The organism is Paenibacillus sp. alder61, from assembly GCF_020179875.1.
GTDB classification, from domain to species: Bacteria; Bacillota; Bacilli; order Paenibacillales; family Paenibacillaceae; genus Fontibacillus; species Fontibacillus faecis.
In genome coordinates this window covers 232,374-257,044 of sequence record NZ_JAIUDG010000001.1, presented here as the reverse complement: position 1 = coordinate 257,044, position 24,671 = coordinate 232,374, and the positions used below count along the sequence as shown (strand labels likewise).

Below are 24,671 nucleotides of genomic sequence, written 5' to 3'. Positions count from 1 at the left end.
TTTTATCATGCATTACTTGATGATGTAGTGGAGGCAGGCCATTGATAGAACTGGAGCAAAGCCGAAATCAGTTTCCGAAAGAACCGATCCGGTTGATGAGCCGTGTCTATAAGTTCATTCTTCCCGGAGTGCGGAACGAACTGGATGGCTGGAGACAGGAAGCGGGTGCGATTCCCGATCCTGAGCTGAGAAGACAAGCGCTTGCCAGCATCGCGACGAAGGAATTCCATTGTCAGGGCGGTTCGGTGTATGCCGCGGCGAATTTGGCTCAGCGCGACGTATTGATTCCCTTAATCGTGGCGTTTCAAACGATTAGCGACTACCTTGACAATTTGTGCGACCGGAGCACGTCCATGGACGAACATGACTTTCGCCTGCTTCATCAAAGCATGCTTGATGCGGTGAACCCTTGCGCGCAGGTACGGGATTACTACGCGCTGCGCGAGGAGAGCGACGATGGAGGCTATCTTCTGCATCTAGTACAGACTTGCCGGTCGAATATTCTGAAGCTTCCCGGATATCCGGCGGCGAAGCCTTACATCGTGGATCTGGTACAATTGTATACCGATCTTCAGGTGTACAAGCATATCGCTCCGAACCGCCGGGAGCAAGCGTTGGTCCGTTGGTGGGAACAGCACAAGCATCGGACTCCTCATTTGCGCTGGAACGAGTTCGCTGCGGCGACAGGCTCCACGCTCGGGGTGTTTATGCTGTTTTTGGCAGCCAGCAACCCCGATCTGGATAACGACAGCGCGGAGATCATTCAACGCTCCTATTTCCCTCATGTTTGCGGATTACATATCATGCTCGATTATTTGATTGACCAAGCGGAGGATGAGGTAGGCGGAGATTTGAACTTTTGCAGCTATTATGAGAACAAAGAAACGATGCTGAAACGGATCGCGCTTATTGTGGAGGGAGCCCGTCGGGACATTAAGCGGCTTCCGGCCTCTTCTTTTCATCGGATGATCATCGAGGGATTGCTGGCGCTTTATTTATCGGATCCGAAGGTAAGCGAGCAGCGCGAAATCCGGGACGTGTCCAGGCAATTGATGCGAAGGAGCCCGCTGATGCGGTTGTTTTTCTTTGCCAACAGCCTTTGGATACGCAAACAGCATCTTTAATAACAATTAGGAGGAAAATTCATGTCAGCAGTTAAAAAAATCGCAGTCCTCACCAGTGGAGGAGATTCCCAAGGCATGAACGCGGCGGTGCGCGCCGTAGTTCGCAGCGGCCTGTTTTACGGCCTGGAGGTGTTCGGCATCCAGCGCGGTTATCAAGGGCTGTTAAACAATGATATCTTCTCCATGGATATCCGCAGTGTCGGCGATATTATCCAGCGTGGGGGCACGATTCTGCAATCGGCCCGCTGCCTGGAGTTCAAGACGCCGGAAGGTCAGCAGAAGGGCGCGCAAATTTTGCGGGACCGCGGCATCGACGGCCTGGTCGTGATCGGCGGGGACGGATCCTACCAAGGCGCCGAGAAGCTGAGCAAGCTGGGTATCAAGACAATGGGCTTGCCGGGGACGATCGATAACGATATTTCGTTTACGGACTACACGATCGGTTTCGACACGGCTGTCGGCATTGTGGTGGATGCGGTGAATAAGCTGCGGGACACGATGTCCTCCCATGAGCGCGCTTCGGTCGTTGAGGTCATGGGTCGTCATTCCGGAGATATCGCCCTCCACGCCGGGCTTGCGGCGGGAGCGGAAACAATCCTGATTCCGGAAGTGCCGTTCGATCTGAATGAAGTGGCGGACCGCATGAAACAGAACTTCGACAACGGCAAGAGACACAGTATCGTGATCGTGGCCGAAGGTGTCGGAACGGGCGAAGAGGTCGTTCAGGCGATCAAGAAACGCCAACCTACCGTAGAACCTCGGGCGACGGTACTCGGGCATATCCAGCGCGGCGGATCGCCGACGCCGTTCGACCGCAACCTGGCCAGCCGCTTGGGCGATTTTGCCGTACGCAGCCTGATTGCCGGAGAATCGAACAAGGCTTGCGGCATGATCGGCGGCGAAATGGTGCTGACGGATATCGAGCAGGTGGTTTCCACCAAGAAGGAGTTCAACATGGAACTGTATGAACTGGCTTCGCGGCTTTCCCAGTAAGCTTGACGGCATCTTAAACGATCGATTATAAAAAAGACCGGTTTCCTCCTGTCAGTTGAATGACGTGGGAAGCCGGTCTTTTTTTGGGGGGGGGGGTAGATATAAGATCCCACCGTCGGAGTCTACACCGTTAACGGGAAAAATTCCCGTTAATATACCGCTCTTGGCCCCTTGATCGGATTTAGCTGGAAAAGCTCCATTTATTTCGCGGCCCTATTGCCGATATACGCAATTTCAGACGAATTAGCGGGAGGTTTTCCAGCTAATTCGCCTCTGCGGCCGCATACGCGCCGAATTAACGGGAACAATTCCCTCTAATTCGAACCAAACTCTTAATAGCAGGTCAAGAGTGTGAAGAGAACCTTTTACACCGCTTGGCTTCAAGAAAGTTTAAGCGCTCAATCGAAGTTCCATTCGCTTTTGGATGACGAACAACCGCCGCAAGAGCAGGATGGCCGCCACGCCCAGCCCTGAAATCAGGCCGATCCAGTAGCCGTAAGGACCGAGGTTCGTGAAGTTGGCCAGCCCGTAGCCGAGAGGCAGGCCGATCACCCAGAATGCCAGCAGCGTAATCCAAAAGCCCGGATTGACGTCCTTGTAACCGCGGAGTACCCCTTGCACCGGCGTGGCGATCGCATCGGAGATTTGAAAGAAAATGGCGTAGACCAAGAAATGCGAAATCAGGGCGATGACTTCCGGATCGCTGGAGTACAAGCCGGCGACGCCTTCGCGGAACACCATCAGAATGACGGCGGTCAGCAAAGACAGCCCCGCGGCCGTGAAGATGCCCAGCGCGCCGTATTGCTTGGCGTCTTTGGGCCGCTTGGCACCGGTCTCGAAGCTAACGAGGATCGTCAGGGCCAAGCAGATGCTGAGCGGGATCATATAAAGCGTCGAAGCGAAATTGTTGGCGGCCTGATGCGCCGCGATCGTCAGGGTGTCGAACCGGCTCATCAACAGCGTTACGGCGGCGAAGACGGCCGTTTCAAAGAAGATGGCAAAGCCGATCGGCACGCCGATCTTCATCAGTTCTTTCCATTTCGCCAACGAAACGGCATGGAATTTGCGAAAAACGCCGTAACCCGCGAACGGCTGCATTTTATGCACGATCCCCAGGGCTAGCAAGAAAATACACCAATACGTAAAGGCGGTGGCGATGCCGGAACCGATACCTCCAAGGCGGGGAAAACCGAACTTGCCGAAAATCAGCACGTATCCCGCGCCGACGTTCAACGGGAGGGACACGAGGGTGATCAGCATCGATACCCGGGTTTGGCCCAGGGAGTCGATAAAGGAGCGGATGACGATGTAGCCGAATAAAGGCAGGATCCCCGTCGACAGGGCCACGAGAAAATAGAAGGCGACATGATGGACTTTGGGCTCGAGCTGCATCCCGTTCAGGATCGGGGAGACCAGCAAACCGCCGGCAATCAGCACGGCCAGACTGACCGCGACCGCCAGCCACAGAGCCTGCAGCACATGGTATCCGACTTTGCTCTGCTGCCCGCCCCCGACCAACTGGGAGACGATCGGTGTAATCCCCATCAGAATGCCGCTGAGCCCGGTTTGGACCGGGATCCAGATGCTTGAGCCGATGGCGGCCCCCGCCAGATCGGCCGGGCTGGCGTGGCCCGACATCGTTGTGTCGAAGAAAGTCATGAGCGACATCGTTACCTGGGTCACCAGAATAGGCAATAGGATGGTTAGAAACTGTATGTATTTTTGTTTTAGATTCCGGGTTTCTTTCATAAGGCACGGCTCCATTTCATTGAATCAGGACCCAGGCAATTTCCCCGGGTCCTGCAGGTTGGTTATGTTTCGTTCCATTTACGAATTAATAGGATAATTGAATCAGTCCGGTTCAATTTTAATTCTAGAACTCGACGCCTTCGGTATAGCGGTTGGAGGCGTTCCACAGCAGATATTCATCGATGTTCATCTCGTTCAACGCGCGGATCTGCTCCTGTACTTCATGTTTTCCGTACTTGGTGTAATGGCCTTTTCCCAGCCAGCTGGCCGTGAAATCCTGGATCCAAGGACGGATAACGGGCTGTTCTTCGCCAAGAGCCGCCAGCTTCTTCTGCGTATCCGCAATCGCTCCTTTGATCGTTTGGTAAGGCGCCTTATCGGGGTCCTTGGCGTTAAACCAGCCGGTTGTATAATGGCTCGGATAAATCATCGGGCAGATGATATCGACCTGGTCGGAAATTTTCACAAAGTCCTGACCGATCCCCTCGGCGGCAGGGACGGAGGCGGCATACCCGAAAATATCGACAGAAACTTTGATGCCGAGCGGCTCCAGTTGTTCGCGGGCGTATTTCACGAAAGCCGCAACCGTATCGATCCGGCTCAGTTCGTTTTTCGTATATTTCAGAGTATCGGCTCGCTTCTCAAAACCCTCCGGAAAACGGACATAGTCGAATTGAATTTCCTTGAAACCGTGCTTGGCCGCTTCTTTGGCAACCTCTATATTATAGTCCCAAACTTCCTTGCTATACGGGTTGACGAATCCGTCTCCGTTGCCGTTGGTCCAAACGCTGCCATCGCTCTTGCGGAACGATAGCTCCGGTTTGTTCTTGGCCAGGATCGTATCCTTGAACACCACGACGCGGGCGATCGGATAAATTTCATGTTTGTTCAGCCGCTCCATCAACCCGTCAATATCCCGGATAAAGGGTTGCGGTTTGCCCAGTTTCTGCAAGGTCGGATTGTCGGTTTTATATGTAATATATCCGGCATCGTCCTTGATATCGATCACCATCGCGTTCAGCTCCGTGCTGTCCAGCAGGTTGATCAGTTTGTTCAGCCGCTCTCCTCCGGCGCTATAGGCCGTCACATAAATCCCTTTCACCTTCGGCGCATCCACCCGACCCGGGACGACCACCTCGGTCGGGGGCAGTGGATTATCCCGTCGGCCTTGGGTCAGATTTGCGGCGAAAGTCTGATAGGAGGACTGCAGGATGGTATGTATTTGACCTTTCCCGGCCTCTTCCGCAGGAGGACTTCCGCTATGAGTCCCCAGGGCCAAAAGCAAAAGTGTCCAGATGATATTCATAATCTACTCTCCCTTGTATACACTCGTTTCTGATTATATCCGATGGGGGGCGAACAGAAAGAACAGCTTTGTCATCATTTTTCGCGCTCCGTATTCCCTTGATTTATAACGCAAAATCCCGTCTATTAAACTTCTATTCTATGATTTCGTCATAAAAGAGGGCGCGTAAACAAAAGCAAGACCGCTTTCTCCCGTCCTTATGACGGAAAAAACGGCCTTGGGAGTAAACTCTTTATTTCAATGAAGATATGCGCTGTTTTGGTGCTCGCAAATGCTCAACTGGATAATTTCCATGGCATCTTCCGGTTCCAAGATAGTCAGACCATCGCGCAGGATGATCATGGAGTTCAGTTCCTTTTGATTTAAAAAAGGCAGCATATCCGGGAACCACTTCATGACGATTTGTTCCAGTTTTACCGTTTCTGCTTCCACATCCATCACCCTTTCCCCCAAGAATCATTCTTTGCCGGAATCATTCCTAAATCGGAAAAGCCTAAAGCCTGTGAAATAAGGTAAATCGGACACCGTATGGAGTTGACGAAGGAACCGCTTGTTACTATTATAACACATTACGGTGTAAATGGAACGGCGGGAACATAGGGGAAAACTTACCTTCTGCGGAAAGATCCCATGACGCCGACGGTTTCGACGATATTTACGAACGCTCCGGGATCGGTCCTTTTGATGATTTCCCGGAGTTCGGCCAATTCGTACCGGGTCGTAACGGTCATGAGCATATCTTTTTCCTTATGGGAAAAAGCTCCTTCCGTTTTGATTTTGGTCACCCCGCGAGGCCGGCAAAGGAGTTGTTCGAGCAGTTCTTCGGTCTTGTCCGTAATGATAAACAGCGTCACTTTCGTATGGTTGATGTAAATGAAATCCAGCACTTTACCGGCAAGGTAAATGGAAACCATAGAGGCCAACGCCAAATTCCAGTTGCCTTCCAGGTAGCCCATCGCCAAAATCACCGCGGCGTTCAAACCGACCAGAATGCTGCCCACCGGGAAGTCGCGGAAGCGGGTCACGATGGAGCCCAGGATATCAAATCCCCCCGAGGAGCCGCCGACGCGGAAGGAGATGCCGCTGCCGATTCCGACCAGCACCCCGCCGAAAACGGCGGAAAGCAAGACGTCGGAAGCTAGCGGTTTTTCGGGGAGAAGCTCCATCAACCAGGTCACCCCCGCGACGGAGAGCATGCTTAAGCCGACGAATTTTTTGCCGAGCAAAAACCACCCCGCGATCAGGATCGGGATGTTATAGGCCAAATACATGACACTGATGCTTAGCGGAGAGAAATATCCGGTCAACATGGCCAGGCCCGAGACTCCCCCGCTCAGCAAATGATGCGGAACAAGGAACAGATTGAAGCCGGAGGCGATAAACGCGGCCCCGATCAAAATGACCACCGAGTTCCTGATTTTCTTGAACACAAAATTTCACCTCGCGTTAATCTGGAAGTATACCAACCTGCTTGCTGGTATTCTTGTTTCGTTTTGTGCTATAATGTTTGAGATGTTCTTGAGTAGGGATCCTTTTCCATTTTAAACGGTGAATACCGTCCTCTGATTTCTTCGTTCCAATCCACTATGTAAATTTTTTGGAGAGATTGGATAGTCTATAAACGTTTGAATGCTACTTAAGAATACAGTCAAGAATGTGGAATGTCCACTATATAGAAGGAGTATGAAAAATTTGAACACATTTGCAGATTTCGGCTTAGAGCCTAAAGTGTTACAAGCGATTACGGAACTCGGTTTTGAGGAAGCCACCCCGATTCAGAGCAAATCCATTCCGATTGCCTTGACCGGCCGCGACCTGATCGGACAAGCACAAACCGGTACGGGGAAGACTGCGGCTTTCGGTCTGCCGCTGATCAACAAAATCCCAAAGGAAGAAGAGCGTATCGTGGCTCTCATTATGACACCGACGCGTGAGCTCGCTATTCAGGTAGCCGAGGAGATCGGCAAGCTGGCCCGTTTCAAAGGCACGCGTTCCCTTCCTATTTACGGCGGCCAAGACATCGTACGCCAAATTCGCGCATTGAAGAAGAAACCCCAAATCATTATCGGTACGCCGGGCCGACTGCTCGACCACATCAACCGGAAGACGATCAAACTTGACGACGTTCAGACCGTCGTCCTGGACGAAGCGGATGAAATGCTGGACATGGGCTTCATGGACGATATTCAATCCATTCTGAAGCTGGTTCCCGAAGAACGTCAGACGATGCTATTTTCCGCTACAATGCCTTCGAATATCCAGAAGCTGGCGCAGCAGTTCCTGAAAAATCCGGAGCATGTGTCCGTTATTCCTAAGCAAGTCAGCGCTCCGCTGATCGACCAGGCCTATATCGAAGTCCATGAGCGGCAGAAATTCGACGCCCTGACCCGCTTGCTCGATATGGAATCTCCCGAACTGGCGATCGTCTTCGGACGTACGAAACGCCGGGTCGACGAGCTCTCGGAAGCTTTGCAGAAGCGCGGCTACTCCGCGGACGGACTGCATGGCGACTTGTCGCAAAATCAGCGCGATAACGTGATGCGCAAATTCCGCGACGGCAGCATCGACGTGCTTGTTGCGACGGACGTGGCGGCGCGCGGTCTCGACGTATCCGGCGTCACCCATGTCGTCAACTTCGACCTGCCTCAGGATCCGGAGAGCTATGTTCACCGGATCGGCCGTACGGGCCGTGCCGGTAAGGAAGGGGCGGCATGGTCGTTCGTCACTCCGCGTGAGATTGATCATCTGCACTTTATCGAGCGCATTACCCGCCACAAAATCGCCCGCAAACCGCTGCCAAGCATCGCGGAGGCGATTGAGGGCAAACAGCGGATTACGGCGGAGCGCATTCTCGAGCTGGTTGAAGCGGGCGAACTGAACGAGTACAAAGGCATCGCTATCCAACTGCTTGAACAATACGACTCGGTGAATCTGTTGGCGGCCGCCTTCAAATTGATTACCGGGGACAAGAACGACAGAGCGAATATTGAGCTTACGCCGGAGGAACCGATCCGCGTAAAACGCCGGAATCCGGACATCCGTTCCAGCGGGCGCAAGCCTTCGGGGTACGGCAACCGGGGCGGTGGTGGCGGCGGTTACCGCCGGGATAACCGCGACGGCGGCGGCCGCGGCGGCTATGGCAACAAGGGCGGTTACAGCAAGGACGGCAACCGGGATTCCTACCGTTCCTCCGACCGCAAACCGCGCTCATCCAACTCTAGCGGTGACCGCAAACCGTACAAACGCGAGGATAACTCCTCGTTTGACCAATAATTCGCTTCCGCAAGGAACGAAAAGGGAAAGAGGACGAATATGCATATTCGTCCTCTTTTTTGCTTTCTTTCCAGAAAAGGTGAATATTCACGTGAGATCAGATCAGAAACGAACGGCTCACGATGACAAGCAAAATGAACAGGACCAGAATCGTTCCCGTCGAAGTCCAGATACCACCGTATCCTCCGCCTACTTGGGACATGAAATAACCTCCTTAATAAATATTAGATGTTTGAAATTTCTTTATATGGTATGGCGAGGTGCCCCGGCGGGTTTAGACGGCGGCCCAAGGCGAGTAAAATAGGCGCTGGATAGTCATTGTAAAAACATGCTATAGTAGTATATAGACAAATTCACTACTTTCGGAGGGAGAACTTTACTTGGAATACAAAGGGTTAATGGGCGGTTTTTATAAAATTACGGAATGGATTATGCGGGTCTCCGGCAGCAATCTGCTGTGGGTGCTTTGTTCCTCACCTTTCCTTTTTGTTTTGATGACCAAGTTTTTGTATATGCAAAATCCGGAAGCTCCGCCGGAGAATGCCACCTTATATCTTATGGCTATTTTGGCACCGTTTACAATTTTTCCGGCAACCGCAGCGCTGTTCACCGTCGTGCGTAAATGGGTCATGGGGGAATCCGATTTAAGCATTATCAAATTGTATTTCCGCGGCTACAAAGAGAATTATAAGCAGAGCATGGTTGGCGGCTTATTTTATACGCTTTTATTCGTAATCATGTACGTCGATTATTATTTTTATATGACCCAACTAAACAACATGCAACTGCTCGGCATGATCATGATGATCTTCCTCGTGCTGCTTTCGATATCGCTGTTCAATTTCTTTTCCCTGGTGGCGCATTATCATCTGAAGGTGACCTTGCTGATCAAAAACGCGATTCTGCTGACGATCATTCGTCCATTCCGCGCACTTTCCACTTTGATTTGCGTGGTGGTGTTGGCTTTCCTGACGCTGCGCTTTATGTGGCTGGTTTTCATTGGCTTTGCTACCCTGACCGCACTGGTCGCTTTCTACAACTTCTTTATCGCGTATAACAAGATCCAGGAGAAGGTGGAGAAAATGCGGGAGGCCGAGGAGAGGGACGCCGCCACGGAAGCCGAAGCTTCGGTTTCGGAGCTGTCGGAAGGCGAAGCGAAGGAGAAGGATTGATCCGTATTCATGGCTTAAATGGTTGAGGGGGAATTTTCCTTAATCGCTAAGTTTACATTTCCTTAACGAAGTTTTATAATAGGTTTACGTCCTGCGATGTGCGTTTCGGTTCTATGTTGTTTTGAACCAATGACAAAGTCTCGGGAGACTTACATTGCGTCATGGCTGAAAGGCCCTATCCATGTTGATGAGGGGACTTCAAAAATGCCGCTGCGGTCACCCACCTGCGAATGCAGGTTCGAGACAATGTAACCGGACGGCATAGGCGGGTCTCTTTTTTATAGAACTGGATGAATGAAGTGCCTGGAACTCCTGGGATGGGAGCTTCGAGGCGCTTTTTTTTGTGGAGTGAGCCATCGGGAAGGGCCCTCTCTTTTGTTTGTTCGTCAACAATGTTAGAATATACATAGATGAAATCGTATTCTTGTTGTGTCAGTAGGATAAAGGAGGAAGAGCGGCTTGTCATTCAAGAGAACGTTAGTCGGTATTTTCCGCAGCCAAGAGGGAACGAGCGACCGTGCGAAAATGCCTGAATTGAAAACAAGATATTATCAATTATCCAGGGATAGAATGTGGGAGGAGGTTTCCTCCACGTTGAAGAAAATCCCCGGTTACAAAGTGCTGCACGAGGTGCCTTCGGTCGGAGAAATCACACTGGAGAAACGCACGAGCCTGGGAAGAGTTATGGATATTACGGTCTCGATCGTATCCACCGGTCCGATGCGTACGGCGGTAGACATTTATTCGGCCACCCGCGGATCGTTCGGCGATCTAGGGGCGAATTACCGGAACATTCTGCATTTATACTCGATGCTGGATAAGAAACTGTCGTCCTACAAAGTGACGTCCTAGCCCGGAAGGAAAAGAAGCGAGCAGGGAGGGCTTCCCTCTTTGCTCGCTTCTTTATGCAAACCGATATGAATCGACTAATTGTTTACATCCATTAGCCCAGCAATTCTTTGACCGCGGCCACCGGCTTTTCGTAGTCAGGATGCTCGGACATTTCTTTCAGCACTTCGACATAGCGGATTTTATTCTCCTTGTCCACCACGAAGACGGCGCGCTGATCCAGGGCGAATTCCTTAATCAGAACCCCGTAGGCTTTGCCGAACGAATTGTCTTTGTAGTCGGACAAAGTAACGACGCGATCCACACCGGCAGCTCCGCACCAGCGTGCTTGAGCGAATGGAAGATCGCAGCTGACGGTCAGAATAACGACGTCATCGCCAAGGCCGGCGGCTTCCTCGTTGAAACGGCGGGTTTGCGCGTCGCAAACGCCTGTATCCAGGGAGGGGACGACACTGATGAGTTTAATCTTGCCGGCAAAGTCCTGAAGAGTGGCTTCTTCAAGCAGGTTTTTATTCAGCCGGAAGTCCGGAGCGGTGTCGCCGACTTTAAGTTCCGGGCCCACCAAGGTGAGGGGATTGCCTTTAAATGTTGCCACGCTTGTGCGTTCTTGTGTCATTTCTTTCTCCTCCTAAACATGAGATAATGGGTTCAGTCTTCATTATAGTCGTTTTAATTTGGGATTGTCCAATATTTAGGAATTCATGATTGTGCAAAGGAAGGTTCCGATGATATTTATTCGTTATGAAAACTGGAAAAGCTATCTCCGCTATTATCCGGTAACCAGCTTGATCCTAGCGGCAAATGTGATTATGTTTCTCGTCCTTACATTCAATGGTGGATCGGGCGACGCTTTGACTCAGCTGAAATACGGCGCTCTCACGAATGTGGAGCCCTTCGCCAGCGAGTGGTGGCGGCTTTTCTCATCCATGTTTCTTCATCACGATCTGACGCACCTGATCTCCAACTGTTTTGCCATATTGGTGTTTGCCCCGCCGCTGGAGCGCCTGCTTGGACATTGGAGATACGCCCTGCTTTATTTGGCCAGTGGCCTTGTGGGGAATCTGATCAGCTTGGAGATTTACCGACAATCGATGGAGAATCATTTGTCCGTGGGTGCCTCCGGGGCGATTTACGGGGTGTACGGCGCGTTTTTGTATATTGCCCTGTTGCAGAGACATCTGATGGATACAAGCTCGCGGCAAACGTTGTACAGCCTTCTGATCATCGGGGTGGTCTTCTCCCTAATGGTTCCTCAGGTCAACTGGATGGCGCACTTTGGCGGCTTGATTGGCGGGTTCTTCCTCTACGGTCTTATTATTCGGGTGTTAAAACGACGTTGAACCCGCAGGATCGTCCATGGTACATTAGAGGTAAATCACCACTTTCTCTAGAAATTCGTCGATGCATGGATTGTAAGCCCTTTTATGCTGATCAGCCCTTATGCGGATTTTATGAACAGATGCGAAATGGAGCGATAGATTCGTGGAATTAAGACAACTGCAATACTTTCTAAAAGTGGCGAGAAAAGAGCATGTCACCCAGGCGGCGGAGGAACTGCACGTCGCCCAGTCTGCGGTGAGCCGGCAAATCCACCAGTTGGAACAGGAACTCGGCGTAAACCTATTTATGCAAAAGGGCAGAAATCTGCAGCTTACGGCGGTCGGCCAGCTCTTTTGCAGCCGGGTGGAGAGCATTTTGAAAGATCTGGACCGTGCGGTGAATGAAGTTCATGAGTTTCTGGACCCCGAACAGGGGGAGATTCGGCTCGGCTTTCCGAACAGTCTGGGCATTCATATTATTCCCAGCGTCGTCGCCGAGTTTCGCAAGCTCTACCCGAACGTCAAGTTCCGGTTTAGACAGGGGACTTATCCAACGTTGATCCGGGACGTCGTATCCGGAGAAGTTGATTTGGCGTTCATTTCGCCTTTTCCTGAGAATCACGATCAAGTTGTCGGCAACGTCGTGCTGACCGAGGATTTGGTGGCGATCATGCCGCCGAGCCATCCGCTCGCCGGAGAGCAAAGCATCAAGCTGAGTCAACTGAAAGACGACAAATTCATTCTTTTCAGCAAAGGCTATTCCTTACGGCCTATCGTTTGGCAAGCGTGCCAGGAAGCTGGGTTTACGCCGAAAATCGCTTTTGAAGGCGAAGAAACGGATACGATCCGCGGACTGGTCGCCGCGGGAATGGGGGTAAGTCTGCTGCCGGAGATGGCGCTGTTTCAGAGCTTTATGCTCCAGCCCAGCCGTGTGCGGATTTCGGAGCCCAAGGTGACCCGAACGATCGGACTGATCCATCGTGCGGATGAGAAACTGCCACTCGTGGCACAATCTTTTCGGGTTTTTCTGCTGGAGTATTTCGGCCTGCAGGTTGATACGCCGCCGAGTCAATGACGAGGCGGTTTTTTTTGATTGGGGACAAGATCGAAGGAAATTAAAAAAGCGCAGGAGCCTGGGAAACCAGGACTCCTGCGCTTTTTTTCTCGTAAAGATTCATTATTCCCGGTTGCCGACAAACAGCAGGATGTACCGGAGCAGCTCGAGCAAGGACAGCAGGGCGGCGGCAACATAAGTCAAGGCGGCCGAATTTAGGACCTTGGCTACGCCTTGTTCTTCGTTAGGCGAAATAAAGCCTTGCTGCAGCATGATTTTGCGTGCCCGGTTACTGGCGTTAAATTCTACCGGCAGCGTAACCAACTGAAACAGAACCGCTGCGGAGAAGAAGATAATCCCTAGCCCGATCAAATTGAACATGCCGAACAAAAAGCCGGCGAGCAGCAAAAACGGCGCTATGCCCGAAGCGAAATTGACGACGGGAAACATTCTGTGCCGCAGGACGAGCATGGGGTAGGATTCCTTGTGCTGTATGGCGTGCCCCACCTCGTGGCAGGCCACGGCCACGGCCGAGATGGAGTTCTCGTAATAAACCGGTTCCGACAACCGAACGACCCGGTGAATCGGATCGTAATGGTCGGTCAGCGAGCCCCGAACAGGTTCGATCGGAACATCGTACAATCCGTTGGCATCCAGCATGCGACGGGCGGCGTCATGACCTGTCAATCCGTACATATTCGGTACTTTTGCCCATCTTTTAAAGGTACCGGATACCCGGAACTGTGCCCATAAGGTCAAGCCGAACGCCAATAAAATGGGTATAAGCATTACGTCAGAGTACATTTGTCATTCCTCCAAAAAAGTCATAGAAGCTAGGGATGTCTAAGGAAAAAGTGCTCTAACTGAAGGGCCCGTTGTTAAGAATAATACGCAGCGCCTCGATGCATGCCAGGCTTTGCGGCATCAGATGGGAGAAAGCCTTCTTCGCTTGGCCCGGTTTCAGACTGGAAATCAGCGGTTCAAGCTCTTTAACCTCCCGCTCCAACTGCTGCATGTGCATCTCAAGCGAACTTAGCCTTTCGGTAACCAGTTCTTCGCTCGAAACTCTACTCCATTGCTGGAGCTTCTCACGGATTTCCTCCAGGGAGTACTTTTCCTGCTTCATCTGAATAATACGTTCCAAGCGTGACAAGGTTTCAGAGCTGTATAATCTGTAGTTCTTTTGCGTCCGTTTTTCGGGAGCAATCAAGCCGAGTTTGGTGTAGTAGTCGATGGTGCGTTCGCTGATCCCCGCGGCTTTCGCCAATTCCCCGATCCGGTAAAGCTTTACGACTCCAATAGGATCACCTCTCTTCATCAATATATCCATAAAGGAGCAGATACGGCGAAAGGAACCTGCCATATCTTTCTTACTAAAATATGATACTCCACAATGAAGTATACAGTCAAACGTTATACTTTATATTTTTCAGTTACTTAATTACAATATAGTCGATTGTTTTACACTTTATGTTAGGTTATTTGCACTTTTGCTGTTTTTTTCAAAAAAGGTATTGTCATGTATATATTTTTCGTCTTATAATCACCTTAACATTTTGATTTGTGTTAGGAAATATGACATTAGGGAGTGGGTCTCAATGAAAAAGAAATGGCTGTTTGGACTGTTAGGGGCGGTAGCGGCATTCGCTTTTCCGGTATCCGCATTTGCGGCCGAAGGGGAATTGACCGCACCGGTTCTGGAAATCGGCTTAAAATCCTTGTTTGTCTTCCTGGCCGCGATGTTGGTGTTCTTTATGCAAGCCGGCTTTGCTTTATTGGAAGCGGGGTCGGTCCGGATGAAAAACGCGGGTCATGTCGCAGGGAAGACCGTTCTGACGCTGGGTATTACCGTGATCGTCTGGTGGGCTTTCGGCTTCGGCTTCGCTTTTGGCGACGGCAACAGCTTTTTGGGGACGACCGGATTTTTCTACGGAGGCCAAGACGCCATCGGATCGTTCTCCGTATTCTCTGAAGTAGGTGTTCCGCTGGATCTGATGTTCTTGTTCCAAATGGCCTTTGCGGCCGTATCCCTGGCGATTGCCTGCGGAGGCATGGCTGAGCGCGCCAAGCTGAGCGTATATATCGTGTTCGGCGTGTTGTTCCTGACGATTATGTATCCGATTGTGGCTCACTGGGTATGGGGCGGCGGCTGGCTGGGTTCTCTGGGCATGCAGGATTACGCCGGTTCGACGGTAGTGCATTTGACCGGTGCGACCGCGGCGCTCGCGGCGACCATTCTATTGAAACCGCGCTTGGGCAAATACAGCAAAGACGGCAAACCTAACAGCATTCCGGGCCACAACCAAGTGTTAACCGTGCTCGGCGTCATCATTCTTTGGATCGGCTGGTTTGGTTTTAACCCCGGCAGCGCATTGACTCCGCTGGGTGACGGATTCTTCGGTTATGTCCTGATGACGACGAATCTGGCGGCTGCGGCCGGTGCGGTAGCGGCGCTGTTGATCTCCTGGGCCGTGATGGGCAAATCCGATATTCCGAGCATGCTGAACGGCGTTCTGGCGGCGCTGGTGGCCATTACGGGTTCCTGTGCTTTCGTCGACGCTTGGGCTTCCATCGTCATCGGCGCGGTAGCCGGCGTGCTGACTTTCTTCACCGCCAGATGGTTTGAACGGGCCGGCATCGACGATCCGATCTACGCATTCTCGGTTCACGGAATTGCGGGGGTATGGGGAGCGATCTCCACAGGCTTGTTCGCTACACCGGAATTGGCGGAAACGACGGGTGTGGGGAAGGCCGGTTTGTTCTACGGCGGAGGTTTCGGGCAGCTTGGTGTTCAGCTTCTCGGGGTTGTCGGAACATTTGCCTTCGTACTCGTGTTGTCCTTCCTCCTGCTCGGCGGTATGAAAATGCTGATGGGGCTGCGCGTCACGGAAGAAGAGGAAATGATGGGGCTGGACATCAGCGAACACGGTACCTACGGGTATCCGGAGCAAATGAATCTGTTGAATCAAGGCGGCTTGGCGTCCGATTCCGGCGCAACGCCGGTTGCCGACAAACCAAGAATCGTGAAGAGCGATCCAGCCCTGTAAGAAATGACACCATATATAAGTAAACAAACTTATATAGTTTAATCATCCGGGTAGAAAGGAAGTCGGGCCTATGAGCTTCGAAGCGGCCATGAAAGAGGTGAACCTCCAATCGATCCGGGCGGCTTCCGATCCGGAGGGATTGAGATCGGCAAGACTGGAGGAACAGACACGTCTGTACGAAGGTTTTGCGACCACGAACATCGGAGTTTGGAACCGGCTGGTCGGGGAACTGCATGATGCCGTGATGTCCCGTGCGGCAGAGATATGCGAGCGGCAGTTAATGAAGGAGGGCTTCGGCCCTCCTCCCGCTCCATATGCCTTTATCGCCTTCGGCAGCGCAGGCCGGAACGAGCAGACGCTTTGGAGCGATCAGGATAACGGACTCGTGATAGGGGAAAACGGGGATCCGGCGGCAAAAGATTATTTCGCTATCTTTGGCCCCCGGCTTTCTCATATTTTGGAGAAGTCCGGATATCCGCCTTGCCCGGGAAATGTCATGGTCTCCAACCCGCTTTGGAGAAAGACCGTTAAAGAATGGGGCAGGCAGCTGGAAAACTGGAGAAGCGAGCTTGGCTGGGAACAGGTGAGATACTTGATGATTGCGGCGGACATGCGTCACATCGCCGGGGACGGCTCGTTATCCGCAGCGTTCCGCCGGGTGATGCACGATGTTTTTGAACGGAAGTCATCGCCGGAACAGGACCTTGGGGCGGCCGTTCTCCGCAATACCGTACGCCATAAGGCGGCATTGAATGTACTCGGACAAGTGATCACGGAGCAGAACGGGGAACATGCGGGTGATTTTGACGTGAAGTACGGACTTTATTTACCTATTGTAAACGCGATCCGCTACCTTGCGGTGGTGTATGGCGTCAGCGGGTCCTCCACCCTGGAGCGGTTGAACCAGCTAAATCAGCTGGAGGCCGTTCCATTCAGGTGGCTGGAATTAAGCCAGAAGGCGTTTTATACCGCGCTGCGATTTCGATCTCTCGCTTCGTATAAAGAGGAAGGCGGCGTTCTGTCGGGGACGGGATTCTTGCCCGGGGAATGGCTGCGCAAGAAGGAGATTCGAAGTGAGCTACGGGAGGCTTTGGGCACCGTAAAGCTGATGTACCGCACCCTGCAACGGCAGCAGCGATACGCAGAAAGGAAATGGCTATGAAGGAACCGATGAAGGGAAACGGCGGATTTTGGGATGCGCTCAAAGGCGGGGGGATCTCTCCTCGGATCGCCTCCATGCTGGGGGCGCCGAGCGCGCAGCAAATCGCGTTTGTGCGTTCACTGACCAAGGGGCAGCGCCGGCCGGAGACGCTTCACGTTCCGCTAAGTCAACTGAAAACGGCGGTATTTGATTTGGAAACGACGGGCTTCCATTATCATTACGGTGATGAGATTTTGTCCTTCGGGGCGGTGAAGATGAACGGCGAGGAAATGACGGGCGAAGTGTATTATTCCCTTTGTAAGCCGGCTTGCTCCGTACCGGAACGCATTGTCGAGCTGACGGGTATTACCCAGGAAATGGCCCAGAATGCACCTGCTCTGTTGCAGGCCTTGCGAGAATTCATGGCCTTTGTCGACGACCGCGTACTGATCGCGCACGGAAGCGCGCATGACAAAGCGTTTTTGGACGTGGCCTTGTGGAAGACGACCAAAGCGCATCTGGGGCACCGGGTCCTGGATACGATGATGATCGCTCAGAAACTGGCTCCCGATCGGAAGGTCTCGTCGCTTGACGACTGGCTCCGCGTCTACGAAATTCCGATTTTGCAGCGGCATCACGCGCTGGAGGACGCCAAAATGACCTCCTCTCTCTGGCAGGCGATGATCGGCCAATTAAGAGAACGGGGTGTGATCACATTGGGGGACCTTTATCATTTTCTTAGCAAAACGTAATCATTATTTTGCTCAGATCGTACTTTAAACGTTCGGTCTCCTCAATGAAATAGGCATTCAATAAGAAGTCGTCCGGATCATCGGGCGGCTTTTTTGCTTGGGCCGCGGCCTTGCCGTCTCCGAAGGAGACCGGTGAGCCGATCATATAAAGTGGAAAAAGGGAGCCGAATCGCGGCAGATCTTCCAGATCCGTCGCGGAGGGCTCGGGCAGTGTGGTGGGATGCGAATGATAAATCCCGATGAAGTTCGGGGTGAAGCAGCACTTTACCCACTCCTCGGGTTTTAGCAGGAAGGCATGATCCGGATTTTCCGCCGCATTGGTGAGTGGCCTGTAGTTCTCGACCACAATCAGCTCGGGGTTACGCGCGCCGAACAAGGCGCCGCAGGCCTCGCGAGGTAAACGGTCATAGGTGTCCGCGGCGATTTCATCGCGCACGGACATGGGCAGGAGGATCGTCGGGGTTTGATAGGGTTTTCGATCGGCAAGACGCGTCATAGCGGCGATTTTCCTCCTTGAGAAGATCCTGCTGGCACATGTTTGTAACATTTTGCGTAAACGGGGTACAATAGAACAAATAAAGTAAATTTCAAGCGTATCATACCATAACATAAAGGAAGTTGCGCACATGAGAAAGAACGGTTGGATCTGGGCGGGATTGCTGTTGCTGCTGTTGACCTACGCGGTTTATGATAACCAGGGGAACGGATGGTTGTCCTTTCTGGGGAACGGAAAATCGCAGGAGGCCAAAGAGGCGGGGGCAGCCGGGAAAAACCAGGCGATCGACGCCATGGTGGCGGCCAACGTCCCGAAGCCGGGGACGAAAGCTCCCGAGTTTGCTCTCGTTGGATTGGATGGGAAAAGCTACCGGGTTGGCGGTAAAAGGGATAAGCCGCTGTTACTTAACTTTTGGGCTTCCTGGTGCGACCCTTGCAAAGAGGAAGCTCCGGACCTGGTCAAGCTGGCGGAGAAATACGGCGATACCTTGGACGTATTGGCGGTTAATGTCACCTTTTACGATAAGCTTGATGAAGCCAAGACCTTCGTGAAAGATTACGGATATACATTTCCCGTATTGCTGGATGAGAAGGAAGAGGTTTACCGGAAATACAATGGCGTCGCTTTTCCGACGAACGTGCTGATCGATCCGGATGGGAAGATCCGAGATGTTGTCGTCGGGACTCTTCCCCCAGAGGAACTGGAGGCCAAAATCCGCAAGCTTGTGGAGAAGTAGCCGACAGCCCGATTCATCCAAATGAACCAACTTAAAAAACGTCAGAACTTCTCTTCCCAAGACGGGAAGAAAAACTCTGACGTTTTTTTGCGGGATTTTCCCCGCTTTAGTGATTCACCAAACCGCGTCCGGCCGATGGAATTTCGGTGTAATCCTCCCGCTTGGTCTGGCCGATCAGCGCGTAGCGCAAACTGTCGACGAGGGCTTCCCAACTGGCCTCGATGACATTGCCGGATACGCCGACCGTGCTCCAGGAGTTCTCGTAATTCCGGGATTCGATCAGAACCCGGACCTTGGAAGCGGTGGCGTCCTTGTCGTCGAGCACTCTTACCTTATAGTCGGATAAGTGTATTTCCTGCAGGGCAGGGTAATAAGTGATAAGCGCCTTGCGGAGGGCGTTATCGAGCGCGTTGACCGGTCCGTTCCCCTCGGCGGCGGTATAGATGCTGTTTCCGTCGATGTTCAGTTTAACGAAAGCTTCCGAAATAACCGGTTTGCCCGCGGATTTCTCGACCAGCATCTTGAACGATTCAAAGACGAAGAGCTCCTTAAGATCGCCGTTGGCCTGTCTCAGCAGCAGCTCCAGCGAAGCGTCGGCCCCTTCGAATTGATAGCCTTGATGCTCCAGATCTTTGATCTTGGCGATGACTTCCCGCGTATTCTCGTTCTCGGGATCGAAGGCGATGCCCATTTCCTGCGCCTTGGAGAGGACGTTGCTCTGTCCGGCCAGTTCGGAGACGAGGACGCGCTGGCGGTTGCCCACCGTTTCGGGAGCGACATGCTCGTAAGTGCGGGAATCCCGCAAAATCGCCGAAACATGGATGCCGCCCTTGTGGGCGAAGGCCGCCGTCCCGACATAAGGCTGGTTGACCGGCATGTAAACATTGGCGATTTCGCTGATGTAACGCGCCGTATTGGTCAATTGCTTCAATTGGTCCTCCTCGAGTACCTGGTAGCCGAGCTTGAGCTGGAGGTTGGGAATGATGGAGCACAGATTGGCGTTGCCGCAGCGCTCGCCGTAACCGTTCATCGTTCCCTGGATTTGTTCCGCGCCGGCCCGTACCGCGCTAAGCGAATTGGCCACCGCCAGCTCGCAATCGTTATGGGTGTGAATGCCCAAGCGGGAGTTTGTCACGCGTCCTGCCAGCACGCTGACGATGTCATGCACTTCATGCGGCATCGTTCCGCCGTTCGTGTCGCACATGACGAGCCAATCGGCCCCGGCTGCTTCCGCCTTGGCCATGACGGAAAGGGCGTATTCGGGGTTGTTCTTGTAGCCGTCAAAGAAATGCTCGGCGTCGAAAATAACCTCAAGACCCTGGCGCTTCAAATAAGCGATGGAGTCGTAGATCATCGCCAAGTTCTCTTCCAGCGTGGTTTGTAGCGCCGTGTGGACGTGGAAGTCCCACGATTTGCCGACGAGCGTGGCGGCCTGAACTCCAGATTCGATCATCCGCTTCAGATTCGCGTCATGCTCGGCCAGGCTGTCTTTTCGCCGGGTGCTTCCGAAAGCCGTGATCTTTGCCTGAAGCTTCAGTTCCTGTACGCGCTTGAAAAACTCGATGTCCTTGTTGTTGCTGCCGGGGATGCCCCCTTCAATATAATGGACACCCAGCTGATCCAGCTTCTTGGCAATCTTCAACTTATCGTCGGCCGATAGACTAATGCCCTCGCCTTGGGTACCGTCCCGCAGGGTGGTGTCGAAGATAGATAAAGCCTTTGACATGTTGGATGTTCCTCCTTAATGGATGTCCTCTGGAATACAAGCTCCGATTTTAATTTCTTATTATAGCATTTGTCTTTTTGAAATGTAACACGGATTTTAGGAATTTGCATTCGGCGCTTGTTGACCTGCCTTCGGGCAAAGGGGTATGCTGGAATCAGGAAAGTATGAATGAGGGGACGGTATTGGACGTGACTGGCAATATCGATAACGATAAATACTATCCCGCCCGCGGCAGAGTTGTGCTGCATATCGATATGAACGCTTTTTATTGTTCGGTGCATGAGGCGGAAGAGCCGGAGAAATACCGGAATCGGCCAACGGCGGTGGCGGGGAGCGTAGAGCTTCGCAAAGGCATCATCGTCACCTGCTCTTACGCGGCCCGTAAACGGGGAATCTCCACGGGGATGACCGTGGCCCAAGGGCTGAAGAAATGTCCGGAGCTGATTCTGATCAAACCGGACTTTCATCTGTACCGCAAATATTCCCGGGCGTTTATGGATATCGCGTACGAATACACTCCGCTGCTTCAGGCCGTTTCGATCGACGAATGTTACCTGGATATCACCGGGTCGAAACAGTTCGGCACCCCGCTTGACATTGCTCATGAAATCCAGGCCAGAGTGGCGGATGAACTGGGGTTGCCTTGCTCGATCGGGATCGCGCCGAACAAACTGCTGGCCAAGATGGCTTCCGATATGAAAAAGCCGAGGGGGATTACCGTTCTGCGCATCCGCGACGTGCCGGCGCTGCTCTGGGACAAGCCGTGCGGCGAGCTGTTCGGGATCGGCCGGAAGACCGCCGAGAAGCTGAAGCGGCTCAGGATTTATACGATCGGCCAACTGGCGGCCGCCGACGAAAGGCTTCTGAACGAGAAATTCGGCGTGGCGGGAAGCTGGATGAAGCGGGCCGCGAACGGGATCGACGATTCTCCGGTACGGGAAGAGCGCGACAAGAACAAATCGATCGGGCATACGACGACGCTGCCCCGGGATGTGACGCAGACGGAAGAAGTGCAGCGCGTGCTGCTGAATTTAGCGGATCAGGTAACCCGGCGGCTGCGGCGACAAAACCTGGTGGCCCAAACGGTCCAGATTACGATCCGTACGCCCGACATGAAGACGATAACCCGCTCGCAAAGCCTGGACACCGTCATCGAGCGGGCCGAAGATGTCTACAGGGAAGCGTGCGAGTTGTACCGTCGTCACTGGAATGAAGGGAGGCCGATCCGGCTGCTCGGCATCACGCTGCAGAACCTGGTCGCCAAAGAAGAATCCGCCGTACAGCTCGATTTGTTCAATTACGAGCAGCAGCCCAAAAAGGAATCCTTGACGAAGACGATGGACCTGCTTCGCGACAAATTCGGCGAAAACGCCGTTCTTACGGCCGGCATGCTGACCGACGATCCTTCGGCGTTGATCCGCAATCACAAAATTCGCGGCACTTCATTGCAGACGGATTTTCTCAGAGAGCCGAAGGAACCGTGAGCCGAAGGATCGATCCGTAGAAATCATCTGTTTTTGCGATGGGATTATTCGGAAAGAGAATTGAAATTGCTTTCTATTTATATTATATTGAACTTGGTGACAAACTAAGAACCGGACTTGTACCGTTTATTCAGGAGGCAGATAAAATGGCTAAATATACTTGGGTTGAGAAAGACACATGCATCGCCTGCGGCGCATGCGGCGCAACAGCACCGGATATTTACGATTACGACGACGAAGGCTTGGCCGAAGTTATTTATAACAGTGACGCCAACCGCGGTGTCACCGAAATTCCGGAGGACCTCTACGATGACCTTCAGGACGCCTGTGACGGCTGCCCGACCGATTCCATCAAGATTGCGGATGAACCTTTCAACAAAGAAGGTTAATCCGGCTCCATATTGAACACGGTAAGACATCTCCTGTGCCATTCGCAGGGGATGTCTTTTGTATTTATAGGCAAAAAGTCGCGATTTTCGGCTGACCTCGGGATGGCGCTTAGCAACCCGGCCGGCTCTGCCGATAAAGAATAAAGAGAAATGTCAATTTTGTCCATGTGGAGGATTTCGATGAGCAACTCGGCTTACCTCAAGAAATACGTGGAGAATCATCCCAAAAACAAAATGGCCTGGTACTTGCTCGGCAAAGAGTATGAGGCGACGGGTCAGGAAGGCAAGGCCCATTACTGTTACATCCAGGCCGGAAGCGTATACGAGGCCTTTGAAGCAAGTAAAGTTCCGGCCGATCTATGGAAGGAATATCAGGAGAACCTGCTGCGGGAGTCGATGCGCAAGGAGAAGCAGGCGACGCTATGGCGCAAAATCGGAGTCGCGCTGATGCTGCTGCTGTTTTTATGGATGCCGTCGGCCCAGGCGCCGGGGAGCTCGTCGGCCGCTCAGTCGGGCATAGAGGAGGGCAACCTCGAGGACCAGGATCTCACCGCGGAGCTGCCGGAGCGGGGCCATTCGCCGGGCTCATCCGGGAAGAGCGGCGGAGAAGCGGGAGAAGCCGGTGAAGGCGGGGGCTATACGGCCAAGCCGTACTTCGGCGATCCGAAGCGCAAGCATACCGCTATGGCCGAAATGTTAACGGACGATGCTCCCGCGGCCGGCCGGGAAACCGCGGTGCTCGGGATGGTCCAGTCCGGCCGGTGGTCCCTGTGGTCCAAGGAGATGCCCGTCGTTTACGGGGTTGTCCGCCAAGCCCAGGCCGGAAGAACGACGCTTCAATCCTATGACGCCAAAACTTGCGAGTGCACGCCGCCGGAAGCTTCCGGACTCCGGAAAGGCGCTTTGCCCTGGATCGAGCGCCAGGAATCGCTGGCCGCGCTTTCTTCCGCCATTCGGCACTATAAGGAGGAGGAAGGCCGCTGGCCGGAAAGTTTGCAGTCCCTGACAGGTTCATTTCCGAATAACTGGCTCGCGGGAAGCGATCCGGTGATGGAAAAGGCGTTCCAACCGCTGCTGGCGAGCCTGAAGAAGGAAGCGGGAGCGGGGACGGAAACGGCGAAGGGCCAGAACGAGGAGGGTTCGGCAGGGGACAAGATGGGGACTTTGTCCGGTACGGAACCTTACTTTGCCAAACCTTTGGAGGTGATCGTGGACACCGCGAATCATCGTTTGGCGGTAGTCAGCGGGGACGTCATCCTCCGCAACTATAAAGTGGGTTTGGGCGGCGAGAGAACACCCGAAGGCGTGTTCCGGATCACCGATAAAGTGGTGAACCCGAACGGGCGGGATAACGGTGAATTCGGGAGCCGGGGGATGCAGCTTTCGGAAACGAACTATGCGATCCATGGCACAAACGAGCCCGACAGCATCGGCAAGAATGAATCTTTGGGGTGCGTGCGGATGACCAAGCAGGACGTGGAGGAACTGTTCGACCTGGTTCCGAAGGGAACGAAGGTGACGATCGGAAAGGGGATTCTTCCGAAGCCGGAGTCGGTGCCCGAGGAGCGCTTTAAGCTGGGCAGCCGCCAGGATCAGACCAATCCCCAGCGTACTTACCATTGGCTGAACTAGTGCCTCATCAGCTATCGTAATAGGGGACTCTTCGCCGAAGCGTAGCGGGTTCAATTCAGCATGCTCCCGCCGCAAATTCCCTAGGCCCCCGCTGTCGCTGCCATAGCGGCGTTCCGGGCCGTTACTTGGCCCGATTCGCTTTCGCGGGGAAAATAGCGGCCTAAAAGGCACTAGCGTTGCCATAAACTCGAGCAAATTTGTCAACGCCAACTCCGTTTTGAGGTAGGGCAGGTGAATAACGGCCTTTTAAGGCGCTATTTTGTCGAATTTGGCCCTTCAATGTGAAATAGCGGTCATTTGGGGCCTTATTTTATAGAAAGTTGGGCCCAAACCGGATTTTTGAGCTCGCACCAGAGAAATAGGGCCTTTTTTAGCCGCTATTCTTCCCGAAAAAGCGAATCTGGGCGAAATAGCGGCCCAAAAGGCCGT

Annotated in this window: 24 protein-coding genes and 1 other RNA gene; 15 read left to right on the top strand and 10 right to left on the bottom strand. The window is 53.0% G+C overall.

The window, feature by feature from the left end; all coding sequences use genetic code 11:
• The first annotated feature begins 41 nt into the window (after positions 1 to 41).
• Positions 42 to 1,124, top strand: a complete 1,083-nt coding sequence (locus LBW89_RS01075; RefSeq protein WP_148450438.1) for a tetraprenyl-beta-curcumene synthase family protein — start codon at positions 42 to 44, stop codon at positions 1,122 to 1,124.
• Positions 1,125 to 1,145: 21 nt separating this feature from the next.
• A complete protein-coding gene (gene pfkA / locus LBW89_RS01070; RefSeq protein WP_148450437.1) occupies positions 1,146 to 2,117 on the top strand; it encodes a 6-phosphofructokinase in 972 nt (323 codons plus the stop codon).
• A 390-nt stretch (positions 2,118 to 2,507) separates the two neighbouring features.
• On the opposite strand, the gene LBW89_RS01065 is transcribed toward pfkA, so the two are convergent.
• From LBW89_RS01065 to LBW89_RS01050, 4 genes are all read right to left on the bottom strand, one after another.
• Positions 2,508 to 3,866 (bottom strand): MATE family efflux transporter, encoded by a 1,359-nt coding sequence (locus LBW89_RS01065; protein ID WP_148450436.1) that lies wholly within the window; start codon positions 3,864 to 3,866, stop codon positions 2,508 to 2,510.
• Positions 3,867 to 3,990: 124 nt separating this feature from the next.
• Positions 3,991 to 5,172 carry a putative glycoside hydrolase gene (locus tag LBW89_RS01060; protein ID WP_225038255.1) on the bottom strand — a complete coding sequence of 394 codons (1,182 nt, stop codon included), beginning with the start codon at positions 5,170 to 5,172 and terminating at the stop codon, positions 3,991 to 3,993.
• 237 nt (positions 5,173 to 5,409) lie between these two features.
• Positions 5,410 to 5,610: a hypothetical protein gene (locus LBW89_RS01055; protein ID WP_211373256.1), complete on the bottom strand. Its 201-nt coding sequence runs from the start codon at positions 5,608 to 5,610 to the stop codon at positions 5,410 to 5,412.
• A gap of 170 nt (positions 5,611 to 5,780) precedes the next feature.
• Positions 5,781 to 6,602, bottom strand: a complete 822-nt coding sequence (locus LBW89_RS01050; RefSeq protein WP_148450434.1) for a YitT family protein — start codon at positions 6,600 to 6,602, stop codon at positions 5,781 to 5,783.
• Between the two features lie 262 nt (positions 6,603 to 6,864).
• Here LBW89_RS01050 and LBW89_RS01045 point away from each other — a divergent pair, with 262 nt between their 5' ends.
• Positions 6,865 to 8,445 (top strand): DEAD/DEAH box helicase, encoded by a 1,581-nt coding sequence (locus tag LBW89_RS01045; protein WP_211373255.1) that lies wholly within the window; start codon positions 6,865 to 6,867, stop codon positions 8,443 to 8,445.
• Between the two features lie 97 nt (positions 8,446 to 8,542).
• Here the strand turns inward: LBW89_RS01045 and LBW89_RS01040 are convergent, their stop codons facing one another.
• Positions 8,543 to 8,647 carry a sporulation protein YjcZ gene (locus LBW89_RS01040; protein ID WP_148450432.1) on the bottom strand — a complete coding sequence of 35 codons (105 nt, stop codon included), beginning with the start codon at positions 8,645 to 8,647 and terminating at the stop codon, positions 8,543 to 8,545.
• A 178-nt stretch (positions 8,648 to 8,825) separates the two neighbouring features.
• Here LBW89_RS01040 and LBW89_RS01035 point away from each other — a divergent pair, with 178 nt between their 5' ends.
• The 3 genes from LBW89_RS01035 (at position 8,826) to LBW89_RS01025 (ending at position 10,469) form a co-directional block, all read left to right on the top strand.
• Positions 8,826 to 9,617 carry a YesL family protein gene (locus LBW89_RS01035; protein WP_148450431.1) on the top strand — a complete coding sequence of 264 codons (792 nt, stop codon included), beginning with the start codon at positions 8,826 to 8,828 and terminating at the stop codon, positions 9,615 to 9,617.
• An 85-nt stretch (positions 9,618 to 9,702) separates the two neighbouring features.
• A non-coding RNA gene (gene ssrS, locus LBW89_RS01030) (6S RNA) lies at positions 9,703 to 9,893 on the top strand.
• Between the two features lie 183 nt (positions 9,894 to 10,076).
• Positions 10,077 to 10,469, top strand: coding sequence for a DUF1499 domain-containing protein (locus LBW89_RS01025; RefSeq protein ID WP_148450430.1), 393 nt, complete (start codon positions 10,077 to 10,079; stop codon positions 10,467 to 10,469).
• 91 nt (positions 10,470 to 10,560) lie between these two features.
• On the opposite strand, the gene tpx is transcribed toward LBW89_RS01025, so the two are convergent.
• Positions 10,561 to 11,082, bottom strand: coding sequence for a thiol peroxidase (gene tpx, locus LBW89_RS01020; RefSeq protein WP_148450429.1), 522 nt, complete (start codon positions 11,080 to 11,082; stop codon positions 10,561 to 10,563).
• Between the two features lie 109 nt (positions 11,083 to 11,191).
• Here tpx and LBW89_RS01015 point away from each other — a divergent pair, with 109 nt between their 5' ends.
• Together LBW89_RS01015 and LBW89_RS01010 are read left to right on the top strand one after the other, a co-directional pair.
• Positions 11,192 to 11,806 carry a rhomboid family intramembrane serine protease gene (locus tag LBW89_RS01015; RefSeq protein ID WP_148450428.1) on the top strand — a complete coding sequence of 205 codons (615 nt, stop codon included), beginning with the start codon at positions 11,192 to 11,194 and terminating at the stop codon, positions 11,804 to 11,806.
• A 142-nt stretch (positions 11,807 to 11,948) separates the two neighbouring features.
• The gene (locus LBW89_RS01010; RefSeq protein ID WP_148450427.1) at positions 11,949 to 12,860 is read left to right on the top strand and encodes a LysR family transcriptional regulator; all 912 of its coding nucleotides are present in this window, start codon (positions 11,949 to 11,951) and stop codon (positions 12,858 to 12,860) included.
• Between the two features lie 102 nt (positions 12,861 to 12,962).
• On the opposite strand, the gene LBW89_RS01005 is transcribed toward LBW89_RS01010, so the two are convergent.
• Both LBW89_RS01005 and LBW89_RS01000 read right to left on the bottom strand, forming a co-directional pair.
• Positions 12,963 to 13,643: a zinc metallopeptidase gene (locus tag LBW89_RS01005; RefSeq protein ID WP_148450425.1), complete on the bottom strand. Its 681-nt coding sequence runs from the start codon at positions 13,641 to 13,643 to the stop codon at positions 12,963 to 12,965.
• 55 nt (positions 13,644 to 13,698) lie between these two features.
• The gene (locus tag LBW89_RS01000) at positions 13,699 to 14,157 is read right to left on the bottom strand and encodes a MerR family transcriptional regulator (protein ID WP_225038254.1); all 459 of its coding nucleotides are present in this window, start codon (positions 14,155 to 14,157) and stop codon (positions 13,699 to 13,701) included.
• 280 nt (positions 14,158 to 14,437) lie between these two features.
• On the opposite strand from LBW89_RS01000, the gene LBW89_RS00995 reads away from it, so the two are divergent.
• The 3 genes from LBW89_RS00995 (at position 14,438) to LBW89_RS00985 (ending at position 17,779) form a co-directional block, all read left to right on the top strand.
• Positions 14,438 to 15,886, top strand: coding sequence for an ammonium transporter (locus tag LBW89_RS00995; RefSeq protein WP_225038253.1), 1,449 nt, complete (start codon positions 14,438 to 14,440; stop codon positions 15,884 to 15,886).
• A gap of 70 nt (positions 15,887 to 15,956) precedes the next feature.
• Complete coding sequence (locus LBW89_RS00990) at positions 15,957 to 17,048, top strand: DUF294 nucleotidyltransferase-like domain-containing protein (RefSeq protein ID WP_225038252.1); 1,092 nt, start codon at positions 15,957 to 15,959, stop codon at positions 17,046 to 17,048.
• On the top strand, positions 17,045 to 17,779 hold the full coding sequence (locus LBW89_RS00985) for an exonuclease domain-containing protein (RefSeq protein WP_148450421.1): 735 nt from the start codon (positions 17,045 to 17,047) through the stop codon (positions 17,777 to 17,779). Before LBW89_RS00990 ends, LBW89_RS00985 begins: the two co-directional genes overlap by 4 nt.
• On the opposite strand, the gene LBW89_RS00980 is transcribed toward LBW89_RS00985, so the two are convergent.
• Positions 17,766 to 18,275, bottom strand: a complete 510-nt coding sequence (locus LBW89_RS00980; protein ID WP_225038251.1) for a Mov34/MPN/PAD-1 family protein — start codon at positions 18,273 to 18,275, stop codon at positions 17,766 to 17,768. The genes LBW89_RS00985 and LBW89_RS00980 overlap by 14 nt on opposite strands.
• Positions 18,276 to 18,405: 130 nt before the next feature.
• Between LBW89_RS00980 and LBW89_RS00975 the strand changes: the two genes are divergently transcribed.
• Positions 18,406 to 19,011: a TlpA family protein disulfide reductase gene (locus LBW89_RS00975; protein WP_225038250.1), complete on the top strand. Its 606-nt coding sequence runs from the start codon at positions 18,406 to 18,408 to the stop codon at positions 19,009 to 19,011.
• 106 nt (positions 19,012 to 19,117) lie between these two features.
• On the opposite strand, the gene cimA is transcribed toward LBW89_RS00975, so the two are convergent.
• Positions 19,118 to 20,737, bottom strand: a complete 1,620-nt coding sequence (gene cimA / locus LBW89_RS00970; protein WP_148450419.1) for a citramalate synthase — start codon at positions 20,735 to 20,737, stop codon at positions 19,118 to 19,120.
• Positions 20,738 to 20,901: 164 nt separating this feature from the next.
• Between cimA and LBW89_RS00965 the strand changes: the two genes are divergently transcribed.
• The 3 genes from LBW89_RS00965 to LBW89_RS00955 all read left to right on the top strand — a co-directional run bounded on the left by LBW89_RS00965 (position 20,902) and on the right by LBW89_RS00955 (position 24,242).
• Positions 20,902 to 22,221 (top strand): DNA polymerase IV, encoded by a 1,320-nt coding sequence (locus LBW89_RS00965; protein WP_225038249.1) that lies wholly within the window; start codon positions 20,902 to 20,904, stop codon positions 22,219 to 22,221.
• Between the two features lie 146 nt (positions 22,222 to 22,367).
• Positions 22,368 to 22,610, top strand: coding sequence for a ferredoxin (locus LBW89_RS00960; RefSeq protein ID WP_148450417.1), 243 nt, complete (start codon positions 22,368 to 22,370; stop codon positions 22,608 to 22,610).
• 180 nt (positions 22,611 to 22,790) lie between these two features.
• The gene (locus tag LBW89_RS00955) at positions 22,791 to 24,242 is read left to right on the top strand and encodes a L,D-transpeptidase family protein (protein ID WP_225038248.1); all 1,452 of its coding nucleotides are present in this window, start codon (positions 22,791 to 22,793) and stop codon (positions 24,240 to 24,242) included.
• Positions 24,243 to 24,671 lie beyond the last annotated feature (429 nt).